Genomic DNA, 22,770 nt, shown 5'->3' with positions numbered 1-22,770 from the left:
GTGATGAAAACGTTCACTTCCATTTTATAATTAAATAAAATGAAGAAACGAAAAAGGGCCGCACGAGGCGGCCCTTAAAGAACGGAACACTTTATTATGCTTTTACTTTCACCATCGGCTTTAATTCGTTCAGCCATTTCTCGAATTCAGGTATATCCATCTGCTGCGCAGAGTCTGAAAGGGCAACGGAAGGATCAGGGTGAACTTCGGCCATCACGCCGTCAGCGCCGATCGCAAGCGCTGCTTTTGCTGTCGGAAGCAGGAGATCGCGGCGGCCTGTTGAATGTGTGACGTCAACAAACACCGGCAAGTGAGTTTCCTGTTTCAAAATCGGCACGGCAGAAATGTCAAGCGTGTTTCTCGTTGCTGTTTCGTACGTTCTGATTCCGCGCTCACAAAGAATGATTTGGTCGTTTCCTTGTGACATGATGTATTCAGCTGCATTGATGAACTCTGAAATCGTTGCGGCAAGACCGCGTTTTAGCAATACCGGCTTTTTAACCGAACCGGCGGCTTTCAGTAATTCAAAGTTTTGCATGTTACGTGCGCCGATCTGAATGACGTCAATGTAATCAATCGCTTGCTCAATGTGGGCAGGCGTAACGATTTCACTGATCACCGCGAGGTCATATTCATCAGCGACGCGTTTGAGGATTTGCAGGCCTTCTACGCCGAGACCTTGGAAATCATACGGGCTTGTGCGGGGTTTGAACGCACCTCCGCGCAGGATTTTAATGCCTTGTTTTTTCGCAGCGGCCGCTACTTCCGCAACCTGCTCATAGCTTTCTACGGCACAAGGGCCGACGATGAATCTCTGATCGCCGTCACCGACTTTTTCGCCTTTAATGTCAACGATCGTATCTTCTGCTTTTTTCTTCCGGGAGACGAGCAACGCTTTGCTGTGATCCTCTTCTTGAAGCTCAAGGCCGGCTTTGAAAATTTCTTTGAAAATATGCTGGATTGTTGAGTTTTCAAACGGGCCGTCATTGCTTTCAATAATGCGGTTAAGCATTGTACGCTCTCTGACGGGGTCAAATCGGTTGACACCCTGTGCTTCTTTGGCTTTACCGATTTCTTTTACAACGGCTCCGCGTTCATTGATTAATTTAAGGATTTGTAAGTTTAGTGCGTCTGCCTGCTGTCTTAGGCTCTCTAATTCCTTGTTGCTCATCTTTTTCATCCCTTCTATGCTATGTTTTATTTTAATGGTTAACATGCATCTTACTACAGTTATGCGAAAATAGGAATATGAAACAATAAATTTCTTCACATTTTACTTTATCACAAAAACGCTTTTAAGCTTTCATGCGTTGAAGTAGTGTATATTGATATCCTACATGATATGGCTGAAATGATCAATAGTTTTTTTCAAAAAAAACCGCCGGTATCATCCGGCGGTCAGTAAATTATGAAAGGTGCTGCTCTATTGCGTTTTTTGTGATTTGGGAATGAGACGCATGCCATTTCACTTCGCCGTTTGTAATGACGAATACTTGCGGGCTTTCATGTTTCACACCGTAGGTCTCGGCGATATAGTTTGAAAGCGGCCGGCTGTCCTGCACCTGCAGATAATAAGAAGGCACTTCTGAATGCTCTGATGCAAACGCGTCAAACTCCTGAAACGCCGCTTGGCTGATCGGGCAGGTTGTGCTGTGTTTCAAAAACACGAACGTGCTTTCTTTCTCAGCGGCATTTTTGAACTCTTCTTCTGACGATATCAGCTGCTTTGTCATGTCTGTTATCTCTCCTTATTGAAGATCAGCGATTTGCCTGACCGGCTTTTTCCCCTGCATCTTCCGCTTCGGCTTTGATGCTTTGGGCCGTGTCCTGCATTTCGCTTCTCGTCTCTTCGGCTTTCTCGGTTAGTGTGCTCTTAGAACGGTCTTTTAAATCCTTCACTTTATTCATAATCTGGCCTGACTGATCAGCTACCAGCTGGGTGATGTTAGATGTTTTGTCCTTGGCGATGCTGACATATTGAGAGCCTTTTTCTTTCGCGTCGGCCGTCATTCTGTCCGTCTTATCCTTCAATGCGGAAGCCTGGCTGCCGAGATCGTCGCGCAGCTCCTTGCCTGATTTAGGCGCCAGAAACAAAGCCGTTGTCGCGCCGATAATCCCCCCGATCAGCGTTCCGATTAAAAAATCCTTACTATTGATTCCATCTTTGCTCATTATGATTCCTCCTTAGTGGATTTTTCTTATGATTAAAGCGATGTTTTTTTCTTTTGCTTCCACTTGTCCCATATTTCCATAGCGGCCTGGCTCCAGGTGACAACCTGACTGATCTTATCCTGGTTCTCTCTGACAGAGGCCGAAACGGAACCGGCTGCCTGCTTTATGGATGTATTAAACTGCTGGACGGAAGTTCCCACTTCCTGCACAGCATGGACAACCGTATTTAATTTCTGTGATTTTTCCTGAATGTCTTCCGCGAGACGGTTTGTCTTATGTAACAGCTCGGTTGTCTCTGCGGTAATGCCCTTCATCTGCCCTTCAAGGCCGTCTAAAGTCGACGCTACGTTTGTTAAGGTCATCTGCACAGACTTTAATGTTTTGGACAGATAAATGACGAGGATGAGAAATGCTACGGCAATGAGTGCGACGCTTAAGTAAAGAATGATAATCATCTAATACCTCCTTATTGCAGGATATAATGGTATATACCCAATTATTAAAATGATAAACATATATGAAAGGGGCTGTATGTATACTATTTCTCCGTTTATCGGTAAATCCCTTTGCAGCACGCACAAAAAAGCAGTGAGAGCCCCACTGCTTTTTTGTTACGCTATGACGTTTTCATAGGCCCTCATATATTTTTGAATGTCTCCGGCGCCCATAAAGATCAGCACTGCGTCTTTATGCGCTTTTAACACGGATGTGTCATTCTCTTCAATGAGTTCTGCGTTATCGATTTTTTCCTGCAGATCCGTGATGGTGAGTTTGCCGACGTTCTCGCGGGCAGAGCCGAAAATGTCGCACAGATACACACGATCGGCCGCGCTCAAGCTTTCTGCAAATTCATCAAGGAATGATTGCGTCCGTGTAAACGTATGCGGCTGGAATACCGCGATGATTTCACGTTCCGGATATTTTTGGCGCGCCGCCTCAATGGTGACTTTAATTTCAGTCGGATGGTGGGCGTAGTCGTCTATCAGCACCTGGCTGCCGATCACTTTTTCATTGAATCTGCGTTTGACGCCGCCGAATGATTCAAGTCCGCGTTTAATCATGTTCACGTCTATCTCTTCATAGTGGCAGAGCGCAATGACCGCTAATGAATTGAGGACATTGTGATGGCCGTATGCCGGGATGTAGAACGTATCGTAAAACGTATTGCGGACAAAGACGTCAAATGTCGTGCCTTCCGTATTTTTTACGATGTTTCTCGCTTGAAAATCGTTTTCTTCTCCCGTTCCGTAATAAACGACAGGCACATTGGCGTGAATTTTCGGCAGATACTCGTCATCACCGCAGGCAATGATGCCTTTGTTGACTTGAAGCGCCATGTTTTGGAAAGCATCAAACACATCGTCAATGTTGGCGAAATAATCAGGGTGATCAAAATCAATGTTCGTCATGATCGCATAATCAGGCTGATAGCTTAAGAAATGACGGCGGTACTCGCAGGCTTCAAATACAAAGTATTCGCTGCTTTCATTTCCTCTGCCCGTCCCGTCTCCGATAAGAAACGAAGTCGGCTTCGCCTGCTGCATCACATGTGCCAAGAGCCCCGTAGTGGACGTCTTGCCGTGTGCGCCCGTAACCGCGACACTTGTATATTTTTTCATATATTCAGCTAAAAATTTATGATATCTGATAACAGGAATTCCTTCAGCGAGCGCCTTTGCGATTTCCGGATGAGAATCAGGGAATGCGTTTCCGGCGATTACCGTTAAGCCCGGTTTGATGTTATCGGGGCTGAACGGATAGATCGGGATATTTCTTTTTTCAAGGGCAGCCTGAGTAAAAATCTGCTTCTCGATATCCGATCCCTGCACCTGATACCCTGTATCATGCAGGATTTGAGCAAGCGGGCTCATACCTGTCCCTTTTATTCCAACAAAATGATAAACAGTCATAATCGTACCTCCAACAAACGTCTATCTGTTCCCCAGTATATGACGCTCATTTCATTTTGCGACCGCCGCGGGCGAAAAGCCCGCACAGCGGCGCTTCCATTTATTTTTACGTTATCGTCAGTATCTGTAACTTTCTTTTTGATTAAACCTGCCGCATGATATTTCAGCGCGTGACAGTGATGCTGTTTGATGGTCCATCCATTATCATACCATGTTTGTGAGAAAAATGAACGATATTCTTATTCTTGAGTAATGTCAGCAGCCGTAATCAGCACTTCGCGGGGTTTGCTGCCCTTTGCTTCTGAGATCATGCCTTCAGCTTCCATCATGTCAATCAGCCTCGCCGCACGGTTATAGCCGATCCTGAACCTTCTTTGAAGGCTGGAGGTGCTGGCGCTGTTTTGCTCCACGACAAATTGGCACGCCTCAGGAAACAGCTCGTCCTCTTCCTTGAGGGCAGTTCCCTGCCTGATCAGTTCTTCCTGTTCAAACAAATAAGAAGGCGGGAGCTGCTTTCTGACATGAGAGACGACGCGGTCGATCTCGCTGTCTGACACAAAGTTGCCCTGCAGACGCACCGGTTTTCCGGTACCGTTTTCCCAGTAAAGCATGTCGCCTTTTCCGAGCAGCTTTTCCGCCCCCGCCATGTCGATAATCGTTCTGGAATCGACCTGACTTGAGACGGAGAATGCGATCCTCGTCGGGATGTTCGCCTTGATCATGCCGGTAATGACATCGACAGACGGACGCTGTGTCGCGACGAGGAGATGAATGCCGCAGGCTCTCGCTTTCTGCGCGATTCTGGCAATGCTTTCTTCCACATCGTTCGGCGCGACCATCATTAAATCGGCAAGCTCATCAATAACCACTACGAGGTACGGGAGCTTTTCGCCTGTCTTATGATCGGCCGTTAATTCATTAAAGCGGCCGATATCTCTCACACCTGAATGAGCAAACAGTTCATACCGCCGTTCCATCTCTTCCACAACCCATTTTAACGCCGCGGTTGCGGCTTTGGCGTCCGTGATGACGGGGCTGACTAAATGCGGAATTTTGTTATAAGGCGCAAGCTCGACCATTTTCGGATCAATCAAAAGCACTTTGACCTCGCTCGGATCTGCCTTATAAAGCAGACTGACCAAAATGGTATTGATGCAGACGCTTTTTCCCGATCCTGTCGCACCCGCAATCAAGCCGTGCGGCATTTTTTTCAAATCAATGACGACCGGATTGCCGGAAATATCGACACCGAGCGCGGCTGTAAGCGGAGACGGATTCGTCCTGAAAGCGGCGCTTCTGATCATCTGCCGTAAATCAACGACCTTGCTTACGCGGTTCGGAACTTCAATACCGATCGTGTTTTTGCCGGGGATCGGCGCCTCAATCCGAATATCCTTGGCAGATAAACTCAGCTTTATATCATCTGCTAAGTTTGTAATTTTGTTTACTTTCACTCCGGGCTCAGGATGCACTTCAAAACGTGTGACGGACGGGCCTTGTGTGACATGAACGACTTGGGCGCGCACATTAAAGTTTTTCAGCGTAACGTTTAAAAGCTCGCGCTGTTCTTCAATCCACGATTGGTCGTCATGTCTTTGCGCCGGCGGTACGTCCAGAAGCGACAGATTCGGAAAGACATAGCTCGCTCCGCCCTCTGGCGTCTTCGTCTGCTTGTGTTTATCGCTTTTAAGCATCATGACGTTAAACGGTACATTGCGCTCTTTCGGCCGCTCCGCTTTTTTCACAGTCTGAGGCTGTCCGGGATACTCCGTTTTTTCTTCGGCAGGCCGGGACGGGGCATCGGCCGTCTCGATGCTTGCAGGTTCAGGCTCGGGGTCTGAATGCCGCTCTGCTTCATTGTACTCAGGCTGAGCATCTGCTTCCTGTTTCGCGTCGGTTTCTCCTGATTCAGGCTTGTCTTCAGACTGCGGCTGAACTTCCTCATCGTATCCGGGTTCTGTGTATGTATACACCGGTTCTTCTGCGGTTTCAAAAGGCGGTGCTTTTTCCGGCTCAGGCTCCTGATGTTCCTCCTGCGGCGCCGCTTGTTCCTCTGTGTTGTCAGCCGTTCGGGATGCTTCATACTCAGACTCTATTATAGGCTGCGGGCGGGTTTGTTCATGCTCCTGTTCTTCTGTAAAGCCGGCAGACTCTGCGCTTTCCGTGTGCTCCCGCTCTTCAGTCTGCTGCGGTTCTGCTGCTGCAAACACTTGCTCTTTTGCATTCTCAGCCTCGGTGTGAAGCTCCTCTTTTTTAACAGCCGGGATTTCTTCCGTTTCTTGTTTCGCAAACGGTTCTGGCCGGTCATTCGTCTGTTTTGTTATGCCGGATGTTGTGAAGACGGGCTCTTTTTCCGTTTCCTGACCGGCTTTTGGCGAAACAAATTGCTCCTCTGACAGCAATGTTACGTTCTCTTCACGCCGCTTTTCGGAAATAGGCGCTTTTTTTATGCTGTGCTGAGATTGAAAGCCGTAAACCGGTGAAGGAATCGATGACGGTTTAAAGGGCTTTTTCACCGTATCAGGCTCTTTATGTGTATGCTGTTTCCGCTCGGTTTGCTCCTGCCCGGCGGCATAACCCCGGGACGGCTGGCGGCGTTCGTGCCTTTCCCGCTGTCTTTGGTTTTGCTCCGTTCGCTTATAGCCGTCCGGAACGACGGGGAAGCGGAAATTCCCTTTCGGATATTCGTAATATATTTTAGGATCTTCCATGCGCGTTAATTTGCCTTCTGGCTGATCCGGTATCTGCTGTTTCGGGATTTGGGCATGCGCGTTCGGTTCACGTTCATGCTCTTCTTCTTTTTCACCTAAAAATAAGTCAAAAAATTTATTCAGCCAACTCATGTTTAATCACTCTCTAACTCCCTTTTTAGTAGTCTGGGACGATATTTAGTATACCATTGCCGGGCGGCTCAGAAAAGATTAAGCTTCTAACTGAAGAAAGCCGTTAAGCAGGCCTGCTTAACGGCTTTCTCTCACATCATTCGATTCTGTGCGCTTATTTATGGGAGTTAGAATTGAAATGCTTCGCCGGCCTCGCGGCTGTCTTCAAGAACAAGAATCCCTTTTTCCGCCGGCGCATCCGGCAAAGCGAGTTCTTTCGCGGAGCAGATCATGCCGCTTGACGGAACGCCTCTTAATTCAGCGTCTTTAATCACAAGTCCGCTCGGCATTACCGCGCCGACTTTAGCGACGACGACTTTTTGTCCTTTGTCCACATTCGGCGCGCCGCAAACGATTTGAAGGGTTTCCTCTCCCACATTCACTTGGCAGATATTCAGTTTATCCGCATTCGGATGTTTTTCTTTCGATTCAACGTGACCGACAACAAATTTCGGAGAAAGGTCAACCGTCAGCGTTTCTGAAACGCCGTTTCTGTTCAGTATTTCATTCACATCCTGAACGAATGTCTCAGACAAAGCGACGGGGCCGTTGTCCTCAATCTGTAAGTAAGAAGACACGTTAAAAATGTTAAAGCCCGTCGTTTCTTTTGTTTCTTTGTTAAAGATTCTGACGACATCGCCTTCTCTTTCATAGCCGATTTCTTCGCGTGCCGCATCTTTAAGAGAGATCAGAAGCGTATCTCCCACACCTTCTTTATTGTAAAAAGCGTTCATAAGAAAAATCCTTTCTAATCCTTTTTCGGCCGGCTTTTCGCCATGATAAACACAGGTTCCAGTCTGCCTTCATTATACAGAAATGAAAGGGCCGTAATCGGCACCGTGCCGCTTGCAAAGAAGCTCATGGACATTTGCCCTAAAATATCATAACCCGATTCATTTCGAATGTCAGCAAGTATTAATACATCTTGATGCGGGACGGAAATCGCCAATTCGCCTTCAGCGGCCTGCTTGTATTCATGAAGAATCGAATCATTGAGAATCCGGCTGGCGTCATAGCCGTCATTCGCCCTGAAAAAATAAAAATAATTGTCCGCAACCGTATCCTGTTTCACAACCGAAGGAAGAGAGCGGAGATTGAATGACGCCGTCTCCCTGATCCGTTCTTTTGTCCAGTTTTCTTTCTCGAGCATACGGCTGTCAATTAAGCGGTACGTCTTACCGAGGTCAAGCGCGTAGTAGATTCTCGTTTCGGCCGTATGGTCATCATACACGAGCGGAATGCCGTCGCTCGTTTGATCGGGAAATGATGTGGAGCGGATGACCGGATAGATTCCGGCTTCCTTTCCGGACATCTCCTGTCCGCTTCCTCCCATCGCCTCCATCGCTTCAGACACATAGTAGACGATCTCGTCGATCGCTTCTTCTTTTTTCGTCTCCCACTTGGCGATGATCGGCGGAAGTTCTAATGTGATGCCTTTTTTGGTCGTTTGATCCTCAACACGGAGGGTGTCTTTTTCTCTGTCAAAAAAGAAGGATCGGTTCTCGTGCTGCAGGCGCTGTTTTAATAAATCCGCCAGCTTCCTTGACGTCATTTTCAAAGCCCGTGGCCTCCTTTATGCTTTAGCAAGGGAATCGGTTAAAAATTGCTCAATTTCTTCTTTTGTTTTACGGTCTTTGCTGACGAAGCGGTTCACTTCTTTTCCTCCGTTAAACACAACAAAGCTCGGAATGCCGTAAATTTCCCATTCCGCGCATGTATCAATAAATTGATCGCGGTCTACGTAGTAATAAGTGAATTCAGGAAAGTCCGCTTCCAGCTCAGGGAGAAACGGCTCCACAAAGCGGCAGTCCGGGCACCAATCCGCTGAAAACATAAATACCGCCCAATCGTCTTGTACCGCTTTTTGCAATTCTTCCGTGCTTTCAATCTTTTTCATTGTTATTCCTCCATCTGGATTATGAGTTTTTATATGCTGATGTTTGTCCAATTGGATCATACCAGACTGTTTACGGCAAGACCAACTATATGCAATATCATTATCATATTTCATTTGCATTATCAAGCAAGTTTCGTTTACCATTTTGCTTGTAGCCGTACGAAAATCTGAATATGTACATAAGGAGGGGCAAAAGATGCAGTTTGTCGTGTATTTAGCGGGTGAAATCCACAGTGATTGGCGGGATGAAATCAAACAAAAAGCAACAGCGCTGGACCTGCCGATTACGTTTGTCGGCCCGATGGAAAACCATGAACGCTCAGACAATATCGGAGAAGAGATTATGGGCGTGCAGCCCGATTCTGTTTTAAAAGACGCCAGAGCTTCCGATATCAACAATTTCCGTACAGAGGTGCTGATGGAAAAAGCCGATTTTGTGATCGCCCTGTTTGGCGAGAAATATAAACAGTGGAATACCGCGATGGATGCTTCTTATGCCATCGCAAAAGGAAAGCCGCTCATTCTCATCCGTCCGAAAGAACTTCATCATCCGCTGAAAGAGCTTTCCGGAAAAGCGAATATCACGGTCGAAACCGTCAATCAAGCGATGAAAGCACTCTCTTATTTATTTGAAACAGAATAAGCAGGCCGCCTTTATGCGGTCCTGCTTACCTATTTACAATAGAATGGTATCAAATCTTACTTTTCAGACTTTTTTCTCGAATCCAAAAGAATTTGTCCGCAATAAATTATTCCCACAGCCCTCTTTTTCTTCACTTCATTCATAAATTATTTTACTCAACCTCAAACGAACTATATATTTGTTTTCTTTATATGTAAGGAAGGAGAGCGAAATCTGCGCAATAACGGATACATATGCTGCTCGTTGAAATTGATTAAAACCAAAAAGTGGGATACTGCCGATTATTTCGCAAGTTATTAATAATAACTGCTACCGCAACAATAATTACAGATCCCACAAAAACCGGAAAAGCTAAATAGCTCCAAGCATACGCCCCTTGAATAACTACAATAGGGTCCGCTCCAGCAGGTGGATGAGTAGTCTTTGTAACCGCCATAAAAAATATAGCTAGCCCCACTCCTAAAGCCAATGTCCAGGGATGAGAACCAAGAAGATTATATATAACAAGTCCAGTCAATGTCGAGATGAAGTGTCCGCCAATAATATTTCTAGGTTGTGATAAAGGGGCATTCCACGCTCCGAAAGCCAGTACACAACTTGCCCCAAAAGGCGCCATCAGCCACAGAGATCCAGTTTTATAGGTTATCAATGACAAGATTAAAATTGTTATAAAACCACCTAATAAGCCTGTTGAAGCATCTTTAACATTTACTTTTAAAGGACTTTTTCCTCCTCCTTTCATTTTTTTGAAATAATATCCTTTTTTACTTTGTGGATTTTCTGCTGTTTGCTCAATCTTCAATATAACCCCTCCTTTTCACTAAGTTTAAAACAATTAAAATAACCTGTCAATTTAATTTTAAAGGGTTATAAATCTGAAATTATAATCCTTCTCTCTTTCAAAGATCGTTCTTCTATTCAAAAATGATCTTTTAAGAACGCTTGAAATATCATTTTCCTGTTTGTTACTTTAACCTTTTTTATAATTCAACTGGGTTTTAGCAGCAAATTGGTTGTTTTATGAGCGACATTTTAATTTTCCGTAAAAGCCGTTAAGTTACTTATTGATTGTTTTTTCTAAAAAAGACAAACAACCTTACTCAAAAGAATATTGAAATAAGGCTGTTCATTAACTTTTTATTTATATGTGATTATTCAAAATTAAAGTAAAGTGCAAGATGATTTCGACAATACAATAAAGAAAATTTGTTCTATGTTTTTTTAAGATGACGGGAAACCTTTTCTCTGTTACCACATATCTTCATTGAACACCATTTTCTCCTTCCAGTGTTATCAATGAATAATAAAACACATTCCTCATTAGCACATCGCTTAATTAAATTAATCTTTTTTGTATATATTAGCGATAAGCCATCATAAGCAATGAGCGAAATAATTGCATCATCAATATTTCCAATTGGAATACGAGCAAGTTTAGTATCGAGAATCTTATATGTAAATGGAGCCAATTCAATCTTTTTTTCTAAAAAAGTAATAAAAAATTCTCCAGGTTCTTCACCATCTGCAATTTTCTCGAAGTTTTCTCTTAGTGTTGATCGTAACTCAAGTATTTTTTCAACCATCACAGTAGTCAGTTCATCTTGGGCTTTTTTTAATGTTAATTGATTGAAAAAAGGGGTTCCTTTCCCCATTAACCTTAACCATTCTAAAAGATCCTCTTTTGACTTTAACAAATTATGACGTTTACCATAACTCACCACCTCAGTATTAACCAGATCAAGAGGAAGATTGTTAGAGATGAGAGGAAATTTTATGTTTGTCTTTTTTGTCATAATCATACCTCCTTGCAGAACAAATAAAAAATGCAAATGTCACTCGACTTTGTGAAATAGCTACTCTTCAAACCGATAATAACATATATGATTAACTATAAGTAAAGTTAATCATTTAGATATTGAAGCTATCTGCAGATCCTACGTAATGAAGTTACACAGTATCTGCATTGTAGTAACCGTTTACCAGTGATTATGTTTAAATTCAGCATATTAATTTTTAGACTAAGTTTCTCGATAAACATAGACTATAATCTAAAAAGATAAATAAAGTAAGGAATCGTGATAATTAACTATAAGAAACAAGGAAATATATACTCGTATTTATGATGTGTTATTCTAAGAAAGATTCCGAAAACCACCAAGAATATCACTTTTATACGGAATCAAAGAGCATTCTCCTTAATTTATATTTAACAGGAGAAGGTTTCCTTGAGGCCAATAGAAAAAACATTCAAGGAATATTTTCACCATTTCATTTCACTATATTATTGACTCTTTTCTCCATAGAAAAAACACCTTCAAGTTGTCTTATAGATATCATATACCTATATTCAACAGAAAGGTGTTTTTGATTTGTCCAAATTGTTTTGGAAAAGTATTATATCGACGGTTTAAAAGTCTAGTTTAAGGTTTATAGTAGCTTCTGATCCTCATTTAAGTAATCTGTTTTAAATAATTAACTGATTCTTCGTTTTTACCTTAAGTGCCAAAACGTACTCCTGTAATGGATTTCTATAAAAGAAATGATACTCTGCTTCTTTATTACAAATTGAGCATTGATCTTTGGAATTTTTAACTCTTTGTACATGAGGAGTATCTAATATGCATACTATGTCTTTCACATGAGATTTACATACTTTAACCATATAAATCCTCCGAAATAAAATCAACTATCAATTTCAAGTTAATGCTTGCAACATGTTTTTTGATTTAAAACGTTACCTTCCAGATCAAATTCCGGCATTCTATTAACACCAATCCATGAATTTAACATAAAACCCCACAATGAAATTCCCTCTAATGCCTTACGAATAACCACTTCACGTCTAAATTCATTTTGGTCCTCTTCTAAGTGCTCCAATCCTAAAATTGAATGATGTTCGTCCGCTTCAACATGGACAGTGAAGTAAGGATCATTCGCCCCCAATTCCTCTAACTTTTCTGACATTTTAATAAAAAAGTGATTTGAGCATCTTTCTATTCCAGAATTCAAACATGCCAACCATTTCGAACGATCTTGTTCAATAGCCAACTGATAAACTAGATTAACACAAGCATTTGTAGCATTACTAGGTATATGTCTATCTATGTTTCAACATCCATTGCATTAGCATTTCATGATGGTCTGCTTCTCCATAAATATGTAATGCATAGAAAGGCATCATGTGATTTTCTTTAAGTGATGTAAGTCCCAGCATAACGCCCATAACTTTCGGAAAAGTGGCTGAATGATACCAGAGTTGAGTAACAACTGATTTTAAGTCCTTTACATGCTGTACATTTTCTAACCATTTGAAAAACGGTTCATTTAGAATTTCTTCTGATGCTTTAATAATAGGATCTGCAACCCATGAATGCTGTTTTCTTACTCTTTCTAGTTCTTCCTCTGATACTACATGATACTTTTCACTAGTTAATTCCATTACTTAATCACTCCTGTATTTTTAATAGGATTATATCCATAATAAGTAATATTATGTATATATTCCCTTAAAAAGATAATAATTCATATAACCATAACCTGTCAATTATTTTTTGAAAGGTTAATTTAAAATAAATTCAGATTACAGACTTATTATTCATTCAATCATTTAAAAATCGCAGTCTTCAGGAGGACTAGTAGTATTGAAGTAGCTTAGATTAAGGAAGTCAGATGAACTTATAGTCATTAAGACTTCAGCAGGATTACCTGTAATATTAGAGTTACACTAGGTACAATTCTAAAATTTCAAATAGGGGTACAGTCAGGAAAATGCGGATTTACAACGCTAAGCCCATTTCCCCGACTATTCCCCCAGTTTTAACAACGTTAAGAAAGTTTCAAGGGTCTTAAAGAATCTAACGAGACCATTTTCTCCGAATTAAAATGGTATTCTCCAAGTAAATTAATATGTTCCCAACCTAGAGGTGACATATGGTGCAATAATTCTTCATTAAAACTACCTGACCGTTTTTGATATTCAACTGCCTTTGTTAGATGTAAAGTATTCCAGATACTGATGGCATTGATAATGATGTTTAAGGCACTGGCTCTTTGCAATTGATGCTGTATGGTTCGTTCCCTAAGCTCTCCTTGTTTTCCGAAGAAAATAGCTCTTGCCAGTCCATTCATGGCTTCTCCTTTATTCAATCCTTTTTGTATTTTTCTTCTTAATGATTCATCCGAAATATAATTCAAAATAAAGATCGTTTTTTCTATTCGGCCCATCTCACGTAAGGCTGTAGCCAAGCTGTTTTGTCTTGAATAAGAACCTAATTTCCCCATAATAAGGGATGCTGAAACTGTTCCTTCCCTTATAGAATGAGCTAATCGCAAAACATCCTCATAATTCTCTTTAATGACCTTTGTATTTATTTGTCCACGTAAAATGACTTCTAATTTTGGATACTCACTTGCCTTATCTATTGTAAATAATTTCGAGTCTGATAAATCTCGTATTCTTGGAGCAAATTTAAATCCTAATAAATGGGTCAGTCCGAATATTTGGTCTGTGTAACCAGCCGTGTCTGTATAATGCTCTACTATATTTAGATCCGTCTCATGGTGTAACAAACCATCCAAAACATGAATCGCATCCCTTGAATTAGTATGAATAATCTTTGTGTAATAAGAAGAAAATTGATCACTTGTAAAACGATAGATGGTGGCTCCTTTTCCAGTTCCATAATGTGGGTTTGCATCTGCATGTAGCGATGAAACGCCTATCTGCATTCTCATACCATCGGACGAGGATGTTGTACCGTCTCCCCAATAGGAGGACAATTGCAATTTGTGATGAAAATTTACTAATACGGCTTGGGCTTTATTCATTGCATCTTCATACATGCGCCATTGTGATACATTGGCCAATTGCTTATATGTAAGTCCGGGTGTTGCTTCAGCCATTTTGCTTAAACCAATATTCATTCCCATTCCTAAAAGAGCAGCCATAATAATAATTGTTTCTTCTTTATCCGGTTTTCGATTATTGGAAGCATGAATAAATTGCTCATGAAATCCTGTTATATAAGCAATATCCATCAGTAAATCGGTTAATTTTATTCTTGGTAGCATCTGATACAGGCTTGCACTAAATTTTTTTGCTTCTTCTGGAACATCTTTTTCTAAGCGTTCAATTGACAGCTTTCCTTTTTCAAGAGAAACCCCGTCTAACTTGTTGGAATTGGTAGCTAACCACTTTAACCTTTTGTTAAGGCTGCTGGTTCTCTCCGTCATATAATCCTCGAATGATAAACTAACTGATAATCTTGTATTCTCCTTCGTTTGATTCCATGTATCTTCTGAAAACAAATATTCTTCAAAGTCTCTATATTGTCTGCTGCCAACAATGGAAACATCTCCTGCCCTAACATGCTCCCGAAGTTCTGTTAAAACAGCCATTTCATAGTAATGACGATTGATTGTTGTACCATCATCCTCGTATAAATGCTTTTTCCAACGTTTTGAAATAAAATCCACAGGTGAGTTATCAGGCACTTTTCGCTTTCCGGATTCGTTCATTCCACGGATAATCTCAACAGCTTGTAAAAGTGGCTCATTTGCTTTTGTAGAATGAAATTCCAATACCCTTAATAGCGTTGGCGTATATTTTCTAAGTGAATAAAATCGTTTTTGCAGTAAGTCTAAATAATCATAGTCGTCAGGGCGTGCAAGCTCCTGAGCTTCTTCGACCGAAGAGACAAAAGAATTCCATTCGATAACGGATTCTAAAACCTCAAAAACGTCTAATTTTTCCTTTTTTGCTTTGATTAAAGCTTGTCCGATGTTCGTAAAGTGTATAACTTTCTCATTCAGCTTTTTACCGTTTTGTTTCTGAATTTCCTCTTGAGCCTTACGGCCTTTTGATAACAGACTAAGTATTTGTCTATCATGAATTTCAAAAGCTTTATCCGTTAACTCTTGAGTAAGATGTAATAAATAGACGGTTAATATCGAATATCGCTTATTTTCTTGAAAGTCACGGAATGCATATGGCTCATATCTTGAGCCTAAGCGAGATAGTTGAAACAGGCGATTGCGATGCAAATGACTAATTTGTACCGTTTCTAATTCCATTCCTCGTATGTATTCGAGTCGTTCTATTACTTTTAGAAATGTTTCGGGTGAAGGATGACCCGGCGGTTCCTTTAACCAACCCAATATCGTTTTATTGGATTCGGATGGATGCTGCGAAGTAATGATCTCTTCAAGCTTTCCTTTTTGTTCATTTGTAAGAGATTGACTAACAGTATTAAACAGTTTCTTTTCAGCCATTGCCCTTGCCTCCCACACCATTCTTTCAAGTGTAGTAATAGCAGGCAGTATGATTTTGTTTTTTCTTAGAAAATCTATACATTCATGTAGTAGATGTATGGCATCGCCATTTTCAAAAGCTAATTGATGAAGATGCTTAAATGCTATTCGATATTCTCTTAGAGTAAAAGTTACAAAGTCGTATTCACTTCGAAGTTCTTTCAAATGATCCCAAAGTGTATTTTCTCTTTGAGGATAAAGACTAATCGAAGATGGAGTGGCGCCGATTTGTTTCGATATATAATGTATGACTGATTCCGGGATGCTTTTGATATGAGTGTATGGCCAACCGGGATACCGAAGAACAGCTAATTGAACAGCAAACCCTAAACGGTTTTCTTCTCTCCTTCGCTTATTAACTATTTCTAAATCCCGTTTGGAAAAAGTGAAGTAGGTCCCCAATATCCATTCATCTTCAGGGATTTGCATAAAATCCTGCCTCTGTTCCAGTGTAAGCAATTCTCTACCTCTCGCAATTTTCATTCAGTATCATCCCATTTCCATAATTATTCAGTTAATTAGTTCAATTATATATCAATAGAGTGTACTCTATTGATACAAGTATAGTAGACTGATAAAATCATAGTTAAGAGTGTCTCATAAGACTTGTCTCAAAAACGAGGTGAAATTTTGCAGAAAATCGGTTATGTACGCGTCAGTTCGACTAGCCAAAATCCTTCAAGGCAATTTCGGCAATTGAACGAAATTGGAATGGATATTATTTATGAAGAAAAAATTTCAGGAGCCACAAAAGATCGTGAACAACTTCAAAAAATGTTAGAGGATTTACAGGAAGGTGACATTATTTATGTTACAGATTTAACTCGGATCACTCGAAGTACGCAAGATTTATTTGAATTGATTGATTTAATACGAAATAAAAAGGCAAGCTTAAAATCACTTAAGGATACATGGCTAGATTTATCAGAAGATAATCCATATAGCCAATTCTTAATTACGGTAATGGCTGGTGTTAACCAATTAGAGCGAGACCTTATTCGTATGCGTCAGCGTGAAGGAATTGAGCTCGCAAAGAAAGAAGGGAAGTTTAAAGGACGGTTAAAGAAATATCATAAAAATCACGCAGGAATGAATTATGCAGTAAAGCTATATAAAGAAGGAAATATGACTGTAAATCAAATTTGTGAAATTACAAATGTATCTAGAGCTTCTTTATATAGAAAGCTATCGGAAGGAAAAAAATAAGCATTCATTACTTATATTAAAAATTTCCGGGGATTGTGAAACAACGTACCTAGCCAAGCAGGCTATTTCTATAAGGAAGTATCAATATTTGTTTATCTAACTAGGCACGATCATCAAAGGGTTCCGAGTACATTTTAACGGAGATATACGCTAAACTCAGATTTAAAGCAAGGCTGTATTTTTCGAGAACACTTTTAAAAAACAACCTTAGTCACAAAGGAAGGTTGTTTTTATAAAGTCATGGTCTAATTAAAACAATTGCTGTCCCAAGAGCATACTTGAGACTGAAAAGGCACCAGCAGGTGGTAAAACATTAGTATATATGGGAGGTCCCAAACGGGTTGTAAAGGTTGTAGCAATCCAATTTCCGTATTCACCAGCCAGCAAAGAGGGAGGTTTCATTATAAACCGTCCACTTAAAATGAAATGCCGAATGCTTATAGCGGTCTCATCAATTATTGTCAAGTTGCCAAAAAAGGAGGCATATGGTGAATCGAAACTTATTTGTTTAGCGCTTTCGTCCCAATACCCATTAATCGGAATAGGTATACCACGAAAATTAACTGTACCTACTACTTTGTTGTCTACAATGGAATCAATGGTAAGTATACCTCTAATAATGGATCTCCCCGCAATAGAAGCATCAATCCCCCATACGGATGGAAAGGGGATACTAACTTTGGCTGTCTTTGGAATTTTCAAAATTAACCTCTCCTTGATTATTTTATGTATGGATTGAGTTGTATTTAATCATAATCCTGTAGTAATGATACAGTATATGCACAGAGAATCACTTAGGTGTTTTGTTAAGAAAGAAGCATCAATAATCAATCAGCCTACTGTCTAGATGAACAATAGTTTGCCTGACCCACGAAAAATATGGAACATTAATTGCTGCTCATACATATGGTCTCGTATTTGGAAAATTTCTTAGCTTTAAAATAAATCATCTGATTCAATGAAATGTAATGCCTATCATCACCTATTTTTATATGTATCTCAGACGAATTCCTATACCTCCGTTACTCTTCGATCATATTTTATTTGTACGAGGTGGTGTAAAATGTTTAAATTATATTTAGATCCTGGTCACGGGAGAATGGACCCAGGAGCTATTGGCAATGGGATGCAGGAAAAAGAAATTACCTTAAATATTTCCCATAGCATCCGAAATCTCTTGGAAAACCATTATGAAGACCTGCAAATTAAAATGAGTAGAACAGCAGATATTACGCGCAGCTTGAAAGAACGTACAGATGATGCGAATGCTTTCGGTACGGGGGCCAAAGGATGGATTTGTGGAAGAAGTGGGAGTCAATGTGGCGTTAATTCGGAAACGAATCAAATCAACCAGCATGGTTTATGAAACGAAAAAAGTAGGCGTTCGCACGAAAACAACCGTTGCAATTCTTTACATGCGTGACATTGTTGATCCTAAGATTGTTCAAGATGTAAAGAATAAATTAGATGATCTTCACATTGACGGAGCGTTTAGCGCCACTCAGCTAGAAGAATTAATGGAACCGACAAATCGTTTGCTTTTACCATAAGGTTGATAAATCAACTGTTTGAACGCATAAAAGTAAACAACTATTTTTATGCATTTGGCGAAAATCTAAAAAATGGGGTTGCCAGCAAGATTTCTTCAGGAGGCTCTCTTGTGCTAAACAGCCAGGCCAAGTACCTTATTTCACGATAACGGTTGATCAATTCCAGCACTTCTCCGACTTTGTTTTCCTTCATCAATCTCTCGCTGAACAAAATGGCAGAGATTTGTCCCAAGTTTAAGCGTTGTTGTGATGTACTGTACAAATCATTTGCCGCCTCCGTAAACGAGGAACCTTCGCCTTTGCCCACCCAAACCGGGGGCTGCTCCGCTTTTTGCTGTCCCTCCAGCTTGGCCACTGTCGAGAAATCAAGCAATTGCAAATACATGGTGTATTGGCCATCGACATAGTCTATTCCAACAGCCGTAGCATAGTTCATGTTTTGCACTTCATATCTGCTCCAGCAACCGGTAAGGGTGAGAAGAAGGAAAAGTGCAACCATACTTTTATATCTCCTCATTTATGCCTGTCCCCTTGCCTTGTAGAATCTCGTGTCTTCAACATGTCCGGTCGAGTGTTTCGCCATGGCCAAGGTAATCGAAACAAAGCGTTGGCCAAGTCTTTAAATGGAGGTGATATTGGGGCCAAGTAAGGCAAGCCGCATGAACGCAATGAGGCTAAATGGCTGAGCACAATAAATAATCCAAGAAAGAAGCCATAAATGCCAAGCGTGGCAGACAGAATGAAAAGAAAAAAGCGTAAGGTACTAATCGTTCCAGCCAATGATAGGCTCGATAAAGTTGAACCAAAGATTTGTGTAATTGCTCCGATGACAACGATACCTGGGGATAAGAATCCAGCACGAATGGCCGCATCCCCCAGGATAAGTCCTCCTACAACCGTTACCGTGGAGCCGACCGCAGAAGGCAATCGGATACCAGCTTCCCGCAGGATTTCTAAGAAGAGAAGTGCAATAAACATTTCAACTGCCACATCAAAAGGGATTCCCAACCGGTTAATCCCCAAAGTGGCAAGTAGATAATAGGGCAGCTGATCTTGATGATAGGAAAGAATGGCAACAAAAAATGCAGGAAGCAGTAGCGATACGGACAAGCCAAGTAAACGAAGCGTTTGACCAAATGTAGCTGCCAAAGCAGTAAAGTGGATATCTTCGGGTGCTTTCACAAGCAAAAATAAATTGGCAGGCGCAATCAACGCAGCCGGTGTACCATCCACAATCAACGCTACACGCCCATTGAGCATACAGTTCACGGTAAAGTCTGCTCTGCCTGTATACCCCATCAAAGGAAACAACCTGCCCAAGGAATCCCTTTAATCAAATGCTTACCATTATTTAAAGTCTCCTTTAATGAAAAGTTATAAGAGCTATTGCTGTCAACGAGAAATAGAAGAAATGATGGGGATATGGAAAAGGGGTTATTATCGAAAAAATGGAGCTATACGTCAAAAATAATTTAGATTTAAATTTCCCAAAAATCATTGAATAAAAAATTCTCCATAAAGCAAAATAAAAGAGTAAAAAAAAATTCAAGAAGGAGGAAATTATCATGACAGTAATAAATGACGTTAAAACAGCTCTAGCAGGATTGAAAAGTGCTCAAGCAAGTTTTGAAACATTTGCTCTTAGTACAGATAATCAACAAGCTAAGCAACTTTACCAAGATGCAGCTAAGCAAACCCAATCCGTTGTAGACAGCATTGAACCACGTGTTCAACAAATCGAACAAGAAGAACCTCAATACAAACAACAGTAATTAGTAAGGCGAAAAAAGGTTGGCCTCTTAACCAACCTTTTTTCAGCTGTTCAAATAATGGAAAAACATGGAGGTGATTTTTTTGAAAGATAAAATAACCACATTGAAAAACCTACTTTTTATTATAATGGTCATTGGTTTCGCATCAGGATGTAATGGTAATCAAAATGAATTTATTCAAGGTAATAGTACTTTTGGTATTTCACAAGTACATACAAGTAAGCCAATTGATCAATCCGTTGCCAATCATGCGAAAGAAAAGATAATTGCCAAGGAAGATATTACAGACGTAAAAGCTGTGAATACTGATAAAGAGCTTATGGCAGCGATTAAAGTTGAGAATTTTGATCGATTTCGATTAAAGAGTATCGAGAAGTCAGTAAAATCCGACTTAGAAAAAAAATATCCCGACTATAAAGTTTTTGTTTCGACTGATAAAAAAATATTCTGGGAACTTGAAAAGGTCGAGCAAAGACTGAAAAAAAACGATATGAATAAGAAGAACTTAAAAAATGATTTGAACAAACTGAAAAGTCTTATGAAGGAACAAACCTAAAGAGGAAGGATCGAGTTATGTCTAACAATCAAAAGAAACAACTTACTCCTGTGCAACAGGAATATCAAAAATTGCAAAAACAACGAGAGATCAAAAGACCGGTTGTTAAAAATTGTATTAAGGCCTTTTTAACCGGTGGACTTATTTGTTTGATTGGTCAGCTTATTTCAGACTTTTACATTTATTATTTCGATTTTACTGAGCAAACGGCCGGAAATCCGACGGTGGGTACGTTAATTTTTATTACAATGCTTCTTACTGGTTTTGGCGTATATGATCGAATGGCCCAATTTGGTGGGGCTGGAACAGCTGTACCTGTAACAGGTTTTGGCAATGCGGTTATATCGCCTGCCATTGAGCATCGAACCGAAGGATTTGTACTGGGCGTAGGTGGCAACATGTTTAAATTAGCGGGGGCGGTTATTTTATTTGGTGTTTTTTCTGCTTTTGTCATTGCCTTAATTAAAACCACTTTAATCCAGTGGGGTGGTTTATAATGCTAGCAGGTCATCGTACATGGATCTTCGAACAAAAGCCTGTCATTATCTCCACTGGAACCGTTGGTGGACCATTTGAAGCCAATGGTGCTATCCCAGATGATTTCGATACTCTTCATGCTGATTTATGGCTTGGGCAGGATTCCTATGAGAAAGCACATAAAATCCTTTTTGAAGAGGCTTGCCAAAAAGCCATGGAAAAAGGGGGCATACAAAAGGATCAAGTTCAATTTATCCTAGCTGGGGACTTAATCAATCAAATCACCCCAACAAGTTTCGCTAGCAGAACGATTGGAGCGCCTTATTTTGGCTTATTCGGTGCTTGCTCTACCTCGATGGAAGGACTGGCTCTAGGTGCTTATATTGTAAATACAAAAGGAGCGAAATATTTGTTAACAGGAGCTTCCAGTCATGATACAGCTGTTGAAAAACAATTTCGGTATCCAACTGAGTATGGTGGACAAAAGCCACCTACGGCACAATGGACGGTTACTGGTGCAGGTGCAGCCCTATTAAGTGATTCTGGGGAAGGACCTCATGTCACATCTGCCACAATTGGTCGTGTAATCGATATGGGATTGACAGATCCATTTAACATGGGAGGAGCTATGGCGCCAGCTGCGGTTGATACCATTGAAGCCCATTTAAAGGAACGAAATGTTGAGCCATCTTATTACGATTTAATTGTAACCGGTGACCTTGGCCAAATCGGACAGGAAGTGTCCATGGATCTATTTAAAAAGCATGGAACTCCTATTAGTGAAGAACAATACCAAGATTGTGGCCTTATGATTTATCGGGAAGGACAACCCGTTCTTGCAGGGGCAAGCGGTGCAGGCTGTTCAGCAACGGTAGTTTATGGGCATTTATTAAACCGCATGAAAAATGGTGAATTTAAACGCATGTTAGTTGTGGCTACAGGTGCTTTGCTTTCACCGTTGTCCTTTCAGCAAAATGAAACAATTCCTTGTATCGCCCATGCAGTGTCAATTGAATACGGAGGTGAACAATTAACATGATCTATTTTTGGGCTTTTGTCGTAGGCGGTTTAATTTGTATCATTGGGCAAATTATGTTTGATGTATTTAAATTGACACCAGGTCATACCTTAAGTGCTCTTGTAGTGATTGGGGCGCTTTTAGATGGATTTGGACTATACGAGCCTTTGATTGATTTTGCTGGGGCAGGGGCTACCGTTCCGATTACAAATTTTGGGAATTCTCTTGTTCATGGTGCGATGCAGGAAGCAGAAAAACATGGGTTAGTTGGTGTACTGACAGGAATGTTTGAAGTAACTAGTTCTGGTATTACAGCTTCCATTGTTTTCGGCATGATAGGAGCTTTAATTTTTAAGCCAAAAGGATAAGGAGAATTAG

The 22,770-nt window shown here is 40.8% G+C and carries 26 protein-coding genes; 9 read left to right on the top strand and 17 right to left on the bottom strand.

The window, feature by feature from the left end:
• Window positions 1-94: 94 nt before the first annotated feature.
• From AUL54_RS16355 to AUL54_RS16315, 9 genes are all read right to left on the bottom strand, one after another.
• On the bottom strand, window positions 95-1,171 hold the full coding sequence (locus AUL54_RS16355) for a bifunctional 3-deoxy-7-phosphoheptulonate synthase/chorismate mutase (RefSeq protein WP_016938546.1): 1,077 nt from the start codon (window positions 1,169-1,171) through the stop codon (window positions 95-97).
• Window positions 1,172-1,406: 235 nt separating this feature from the next.
• On the bottom strand, window positions 1,407-1,733 hold the full coding sequence (ytxJ, locus tag AUL54_RS16350) for a bacillithiol system redox-active protein YtxJ (RefSeq protein WP_045926809.1): 327 nt from the start codon (window positions 1,731-1,733) through the stop codon (window positions 1,407-1,409).
• 25 nt (window positions 1,734-1,758) lie between these two features.
• Entirely contained in the window at window positions 1,759-2,172 is a 414-nt protein-coding gene (locus AUL54_RS16345; RefSeq protein WP_003152380.1) for a YtxH domain-containing protein, read from the bottom strand.
• A 32-nt stretch (window positions 2,173-2,204) separates the two neighbouring features.
• A complete protein-coding gene (locus AUL54_RS16340; RefSeq protein WP_060964533.1) occupies window positions 2,205-2,627 on the bottom strand; it encodes a DUF948 domain-containing protein in 423 nt (140 codons plus the stop codon).
• A gap of 156 nt (window positions 2,628-2,783) precedes the next feature.
• Window positions 2,784-4,082 carry a UDP-N-acetylmuramate--L-alanine ligase gene (gene murC, locus AUL54_RS16335; RefSeq protein ID WP_016938542.1) on the bottom strand — a complete coding sequence of 433 codons (1,299 nt, stop codon included), beginning with the start codon at window positions 4,080-4,082 and terminating at the stop codon, window positions 2,784-2,786.
• 239 nt (window positions 4,083-4,321) lie between these two features.
• Window positions 4,322-6,925 carry a DNA translocase FtsK gene (locus AUL54_RS16330; RefSeq protein WP_060964532.1) on the bottom strand — a complete coding sequence of 868 codons (2,604 nt, stop codon included), beginning with the start codon at window positions 6,923-6,925 and terminating at the stop codon, window positions 4,322-4,324.
• Between the two features lie 167 nt (window positions 6,926-7,092).
• A complete protein-coding gene (gene ytpR, locus AUL54_RS16325; RefSeq protein ID WP_003152375.1) occupies window positions 7,093-7,698 on the bottom strand; it encodes a YtpR family tRNA-binding protein in 606 nt (201 codons plus the stop codon).
• A gap of 14 nt (window positions 7,699-7,712) precedes the next feature.
• On the bottom strand, window positions 7,713-8,522 hold the full coding sequence (locus AUL54_RS16320) for a DUF1444 domain-containing protein (protein WP_082761649.1): 810 nt from the start codon (window positions 8,520-8,522) through the stop codon (window positions 7,713-7,715).
• A 15-nt stretch (window positions 8,523-8,537) separates the two neighbouring features.
• Window positions 8,538-8,861, bottom strand: a complete 324-nt coding sequence (locus AUL54_RS16315) for a thioredoxin family protein (protein WP_003152373.1) — start codon at window positions 8,859-8,861, stop codon at window positions 8,538-8,540.
• 196 nt (window positions 8,862-9,057) lie between these two features.
• Here AUL54_RS16315 and AUL54_RS16310 point away from each other — a divergent pair, with 196 nt between their 5' ends.
• On the top strand, window positions 9,058-9,504 hold the full coding sequence (locus AUL54_RS16310) for a YtoQ family protein (RefSeq protein WP_014418659.1): 447 nt from the start codon (window positions 9,058-9,060) through the stop codon (window positions 9,502-9,504).
• Window positions 9,505-9,757: 253 nt separating this feature from the next.
• Here the strand turns inward: AUL54_RS16310 and AUL54_RS16305 are convergent, their stop codons facing one another.
• The 5 genes from AUL54_RS16305 to AUL54_RS16285 form a co-directional block, all read right to left on the bottom strand.
• Window positions 9,758-10,246, bottom strand: a complete 489-nt coding sequence (locus AUL54_RS16305) for an HPP family protein (RefSeq protein WP_167388683.1) — start codon at window positions 10,244-10,246, stop codon at window positions 9,758-9,760.
• A 469-nt stretch (window positions 10,247-10,715) separates the two neighbouring features.
• Window positions 10,716-11,297, bottom strand: coding sequence for a CGNR zinc finger domain-containing protein (locus AUL54_RS16300; protein ID WP_060964530.1), 582 nt, complete (start codon window positions 11,295-11,297; stop codon window positions 10,716-10,718).
• 907 nt (window positions 11,298-12,204) lie between these two features.
• Window positions 12,205-12,552, bottom strand: coding sequence for an iron-containing redox enzyme family protein (locus AUL54_RS21530; RefSeq protein ID WP_201025251.1), 348 nt, complete (start codon window positions 12,550-12,552; stop codon window positions 12,205-12,207).
• Between the two features lie 49 nt (window positions 12,553-12,601).
• Entirely contained in the window at window positions 12,602-12,943 is a 342-nt protein-coding gene (locus AUL54_RS21525) for a hypothetical protein (protein ID WP_201025250.1), read from the bottom strand.
• 386 nt (window positions 12,944-13,329) lie between these two features.
• The gene (locus AUL54_RS16285) at window positions 13,330-16,296 is read right to left on the bottom strand and encodes a Tn3 family transposase (protein ID WP_000684982.1); all 2,967 of its coding nucleotides are present in this window, start codon (window positions 16,294-16,296) and stop codon (window positions 13,330-13,332) included.
• Window positions 16,297-16,443: 147 nt separating this feature from the next.
• Between AUL54_RS16285 and AUL54_RS16280 the strand changes: the two genes are divergently transcribed.
• The gene (locus tag AUL54_RS16280) at window positions 16,444-17,019 is read left to right on the top strand and encodes a recombinase family protein (protein ID WP_001169292.1); all 576 of its coding nucleotides are present in this window, start codon (window positions 16,444-16,446) and stop codon (window positions 17,017-17,019) included.
• Window positions 17,020-17,268: 249 nt separating this feature from the next.
• Here the strand turns inward: AUL54_RS16280 and AUL54_RS16275 are convergent, their stop codons facing one another.
• Complete coding sequence (locus AUL54_RS16275; RefSeq protein WP_000701228.1) at window positions 17,269-17,721, bottom strand: hypothetical protein; 453 nt, start codon at window positions 17,719-17,721, stop codon at window positions 17,269-17,271.
• Window positions 17,722-18,082: 361 nt separating this feature from the next.
• Here AUL54_RS16275 and AUL54_RS16270 point away from each other — a divergent pair, with 361 nt between their 5' ends.
• The gene (locus tag AUL54_RS16270) at window positions 18,083-18,385 is read left to right on the top strand and encodes an N-acetylmuramoyl-L-alanine amidase family protein (RefSeq protein WP_060964528.1); all 303 of its coding nucleotides are present in this window, start codon (window positions 18,083-18,085) and stop codon (window positions 18,383-18,385) included.
• The gene (locus AUL54_RS16265; protein ID WP_224989054.1) at window positions 18,318-18,569 is read left to right on the top strand and encodes a spore germination protein; all 252 of its coding nucleotides are present in this window, start codon (window positions 18,318-18,320) and stop codon (window positions 18,567-18,569) included. The genes AUL54_RS16270 and AUL54_RS16265 overlap by 68 nt, the downstream gene beginning before the upstream one ends.
• Before the next feature lie 46 nt (window positions 18,570-18,615).
• Here the strand turns inward: AUL54_RS16265 and AUL54_RS16260 are convergent, their stop codons facing one another.
• Window positions 18,616-19,068, bottom strand: a complete 453-nt coding sequence (locus tag AUL54_RS16260) for a Ger(x)C family spore germination protein (protein WP_060965122.1) — start codon at window positions 19,066-19,068, stop codon at window positions 18,616-18,618.
• A 14-nt stretch (window positions 19,069-19,082) separates the two neighbouring features.
• Window positions 19,083-19,868, bottom strand: a complete 786-nt coding sequence (locus AUL54_RS16255) for a spore germination protein (RefSeq protein ID WP_224989056.1) — start codon at window positions 19,866-19,868, stop codon at window positions 19,083-19,085.
• Window positions 19,869-20,134: 266 nt separating this feature from the next.
• Here AUL54_RS16255 and AUL54_RS16250 point away from each other — a divergent pair, with 266 nt between their 5' ends.
• The 5 genes from AUL54_RS16250 (at window position 20,135) to spoVAE (ending at window position 22,760) form a co-directional block, all read left to right on the top strand.
• Window positions 20,135-20,341 carry a DUF1657 domain-containing protein gene (locus tag AUL54_RS16250; RefSeq protein WP_013352384.1) on the top strand — a complete coding sequence of 69 codons (207 nt, stop codon included), beginning with the start codon at window positions 20,135-20,137 and terminating at the stop codon, window positions 20,339-20,341.
• Between the two features lie 82 nt (window positions 20,342-20,423).
• Window positions 20,424-20,897: a YhcN/YlaJ family sporulation lipoprotein gene (locus tag AUL54_RS16245; RefSeq protein WP_009336487.1), complete on the top strand. Its 474-nt coding sequence runs from the start codon at window positions 20,424-20,426 to the stop codon at window positions 20,895-20,897.
• 17 nt (window positions 20,898-20,914) lie between these two features.
• Complete coding sequence (gene spoVAC / locus AUL54_RS16240) at window positions 20,915-21,394, top strand: stage V sporulation protein AC (RefSeq protein WP_009336486.1); 480 nt, start codon at window positions 20,915-20,917, stop codon at window positions 21,392-21,394.
• A complete protein-coding gene (spoVAD, locus tag AUL54_RS16235; RefSeq protein WP_013352386.1) occupies window positions 21,394-22,413 on the top strand; it encodes a stage V sporulation protein AD in 1,020 nt (339 codons plus the stop codon). Before spoVAC ends, spoVAD begins: the two co-directional genes overlap by 1 nt.
• Complete coding sequence (spoVAE, locus tag AUL54_RS16230) at window positions 22,410-22,760, top strand: stage V sporulation protein AE (protein WP_041345364.1); 351 nt, start codon at window positions 22,410-22,412, stop codon at window positions 22,758-22,760. Before spoVAD ends, spoVAE begins: the two co-directional genes overlap by 4 nt.
• Window positions 22,761-22,770 lie beyond the last annotated feature (10 nt).

Source organism: Bacillus sp. SDLI1, from assembly GCF_001553895.1.
GTDB classification, from domain to species: Bacteria; Bacillota; Bacilli; order Bacillales; family Bacillaceae; genus Bacillus; species Bacillus siamensis.
The sequence above is the reverse complement of the archived record's forward strand: the minus strand, read 5'-3'. Positions and strand labels throughout refer to the sequence as shown.

Bases quoted from the DNA above. Each gene is read 5' to 3' on its own strand.
- AUL54_RS16355 (WP_016938546.1), bottom strand. From the start codon at position 1,171: ATGAGCAACAAGGAATTAGAGAGCCTAAGACAGCAGGCAGACGCACTA.
- ytxJ (WP_045926809.1), bottom strand. From the start codon at position 1,733: ATGACAAAGCAGCTGATATCGTCAGAAGAAGAGTTCAAAAATGCCGCT.
- AUL54_RS16345 (WP_003152380.1), bottom strand. From the start codon at position 2,172: ATGAGCAAAGATGGAATCAATAGTAAGGATTTTTTAATCGGAACGCTG.
- AUL54_RS16340 (WP_060964533.1), bottom strand. From the start codon at position 2,627: ATGATTATCATTCTTTACTTAAGCGTCGCACTCATTGCCGTAGCATTT.
- murC (WP_016938542.1), bottom strand. From the start codon at position 4,082: ATGACTGTTTATCATTTTGTTGGAATAAAAGGGACAGGTATGAGCCCG.
- AUL54_RS16330 (WP_060964532.1), bottom strand. From the start codon at position 6,925: ATGAGTTGGCTGAATAAATTTTTTGACTTATTTTTAGGTGAAAAAGAA.
- ytpR (WP_003152375.1), bottom strand. From the start codon at position 7,698: ATGAACGCTTTTTACAATAAAGAAGGTGTGGGAGATACGCTTCTGATC.
- AUL54_RS16315 (WP_003152373.1), bottom strand. From the start codon at position 8,861: ATGAAAAAGATTGAAAGCACGGAAGAATTGCAAAAAGCGGTACAAGAC.
- AUL54_RS16310 (WP_014418659.1), top strand. From the start codon at position 9,058: ATGCAGTTTGTCGTGTATTTAGCGGGTGAAATCCACAGTGATTGGCGG.
- AUL54_RS16305 (WP_167388683.1), bottom strand. From the start codon at position 10,246: ATGAAAGGAGGAGGAAAAAGTCCTTTAAAAGTAAATGTTAAAGATGCT.
- AUL54_RS16300 (WP_060964530.1), bottom strand. From the start codon at position 11,297: ATGACAAAAAAGACAAACATAAAATTTCCTCTCATCTCTAACAATCTT.
- AUL54_RS21525 (WP_201025250.1), bottom strand. From the start codon at position 12,943: ATGGAATTAACTAGTGAAAAGTATCATGTAGTATCAGAGGAAGAACTA.
- AUL54_RS16285 (WP_000684982.1), bottom strand. From the start codon at position 16,296: ATGAAAATTGCGAGAGGTAGAGAATTGCTTACACTGGAACAGAGGCAG.
- AUL54_RS16270 (WP_060964528.1), top strand. From the start codon at position 18,083: ATGTTTAAATTATATTTAGATCCTGGTCACGGGAGAATGGACCCAGGA.
- AUL54_RS16260 (WP_060965122.1), bottom strand. From the start codon at position 19,068: ATGGTTGCACTTTTCCTTCTTCTCACCCTTACCGGTTGCTGGAGCAGA.
- AUL54_RS16255 (WP_224989056.1), bottom strand. From the start codon at position 19,868: ATGGGGTATACAGGCAGAGCAGACTTTACCGTGAACTGTATGCTCAAT.
- AUL54_RS16250 (WP_013352384.1), top strand. From the start codon at position 20,135: ATGACAGTAATAAATGACGTTAAAACAGCTCTAGCAGGATTGAAAAGT.
- spoVAC (WP_009336486.1), top strand. From the start codon at position 20,915: ATGTCTAACAATCAAAAGAAACAACTTACTCCTGTGCAACAGGAATAT.
- spoVAD (WP_013352386.1), top strand. From the start codon at position 21,394: ATGCTAGCAGGTCATCGTACATGGATCTTCGAACAAAAGCCTGTCATT.
- spoVAE (WP_041345364.1), top strand. From the start codon at position 22,410: ATGATCTATTTTTGGGCTTTTGTCGTAGGCGGTTTAATTTGTATCATT.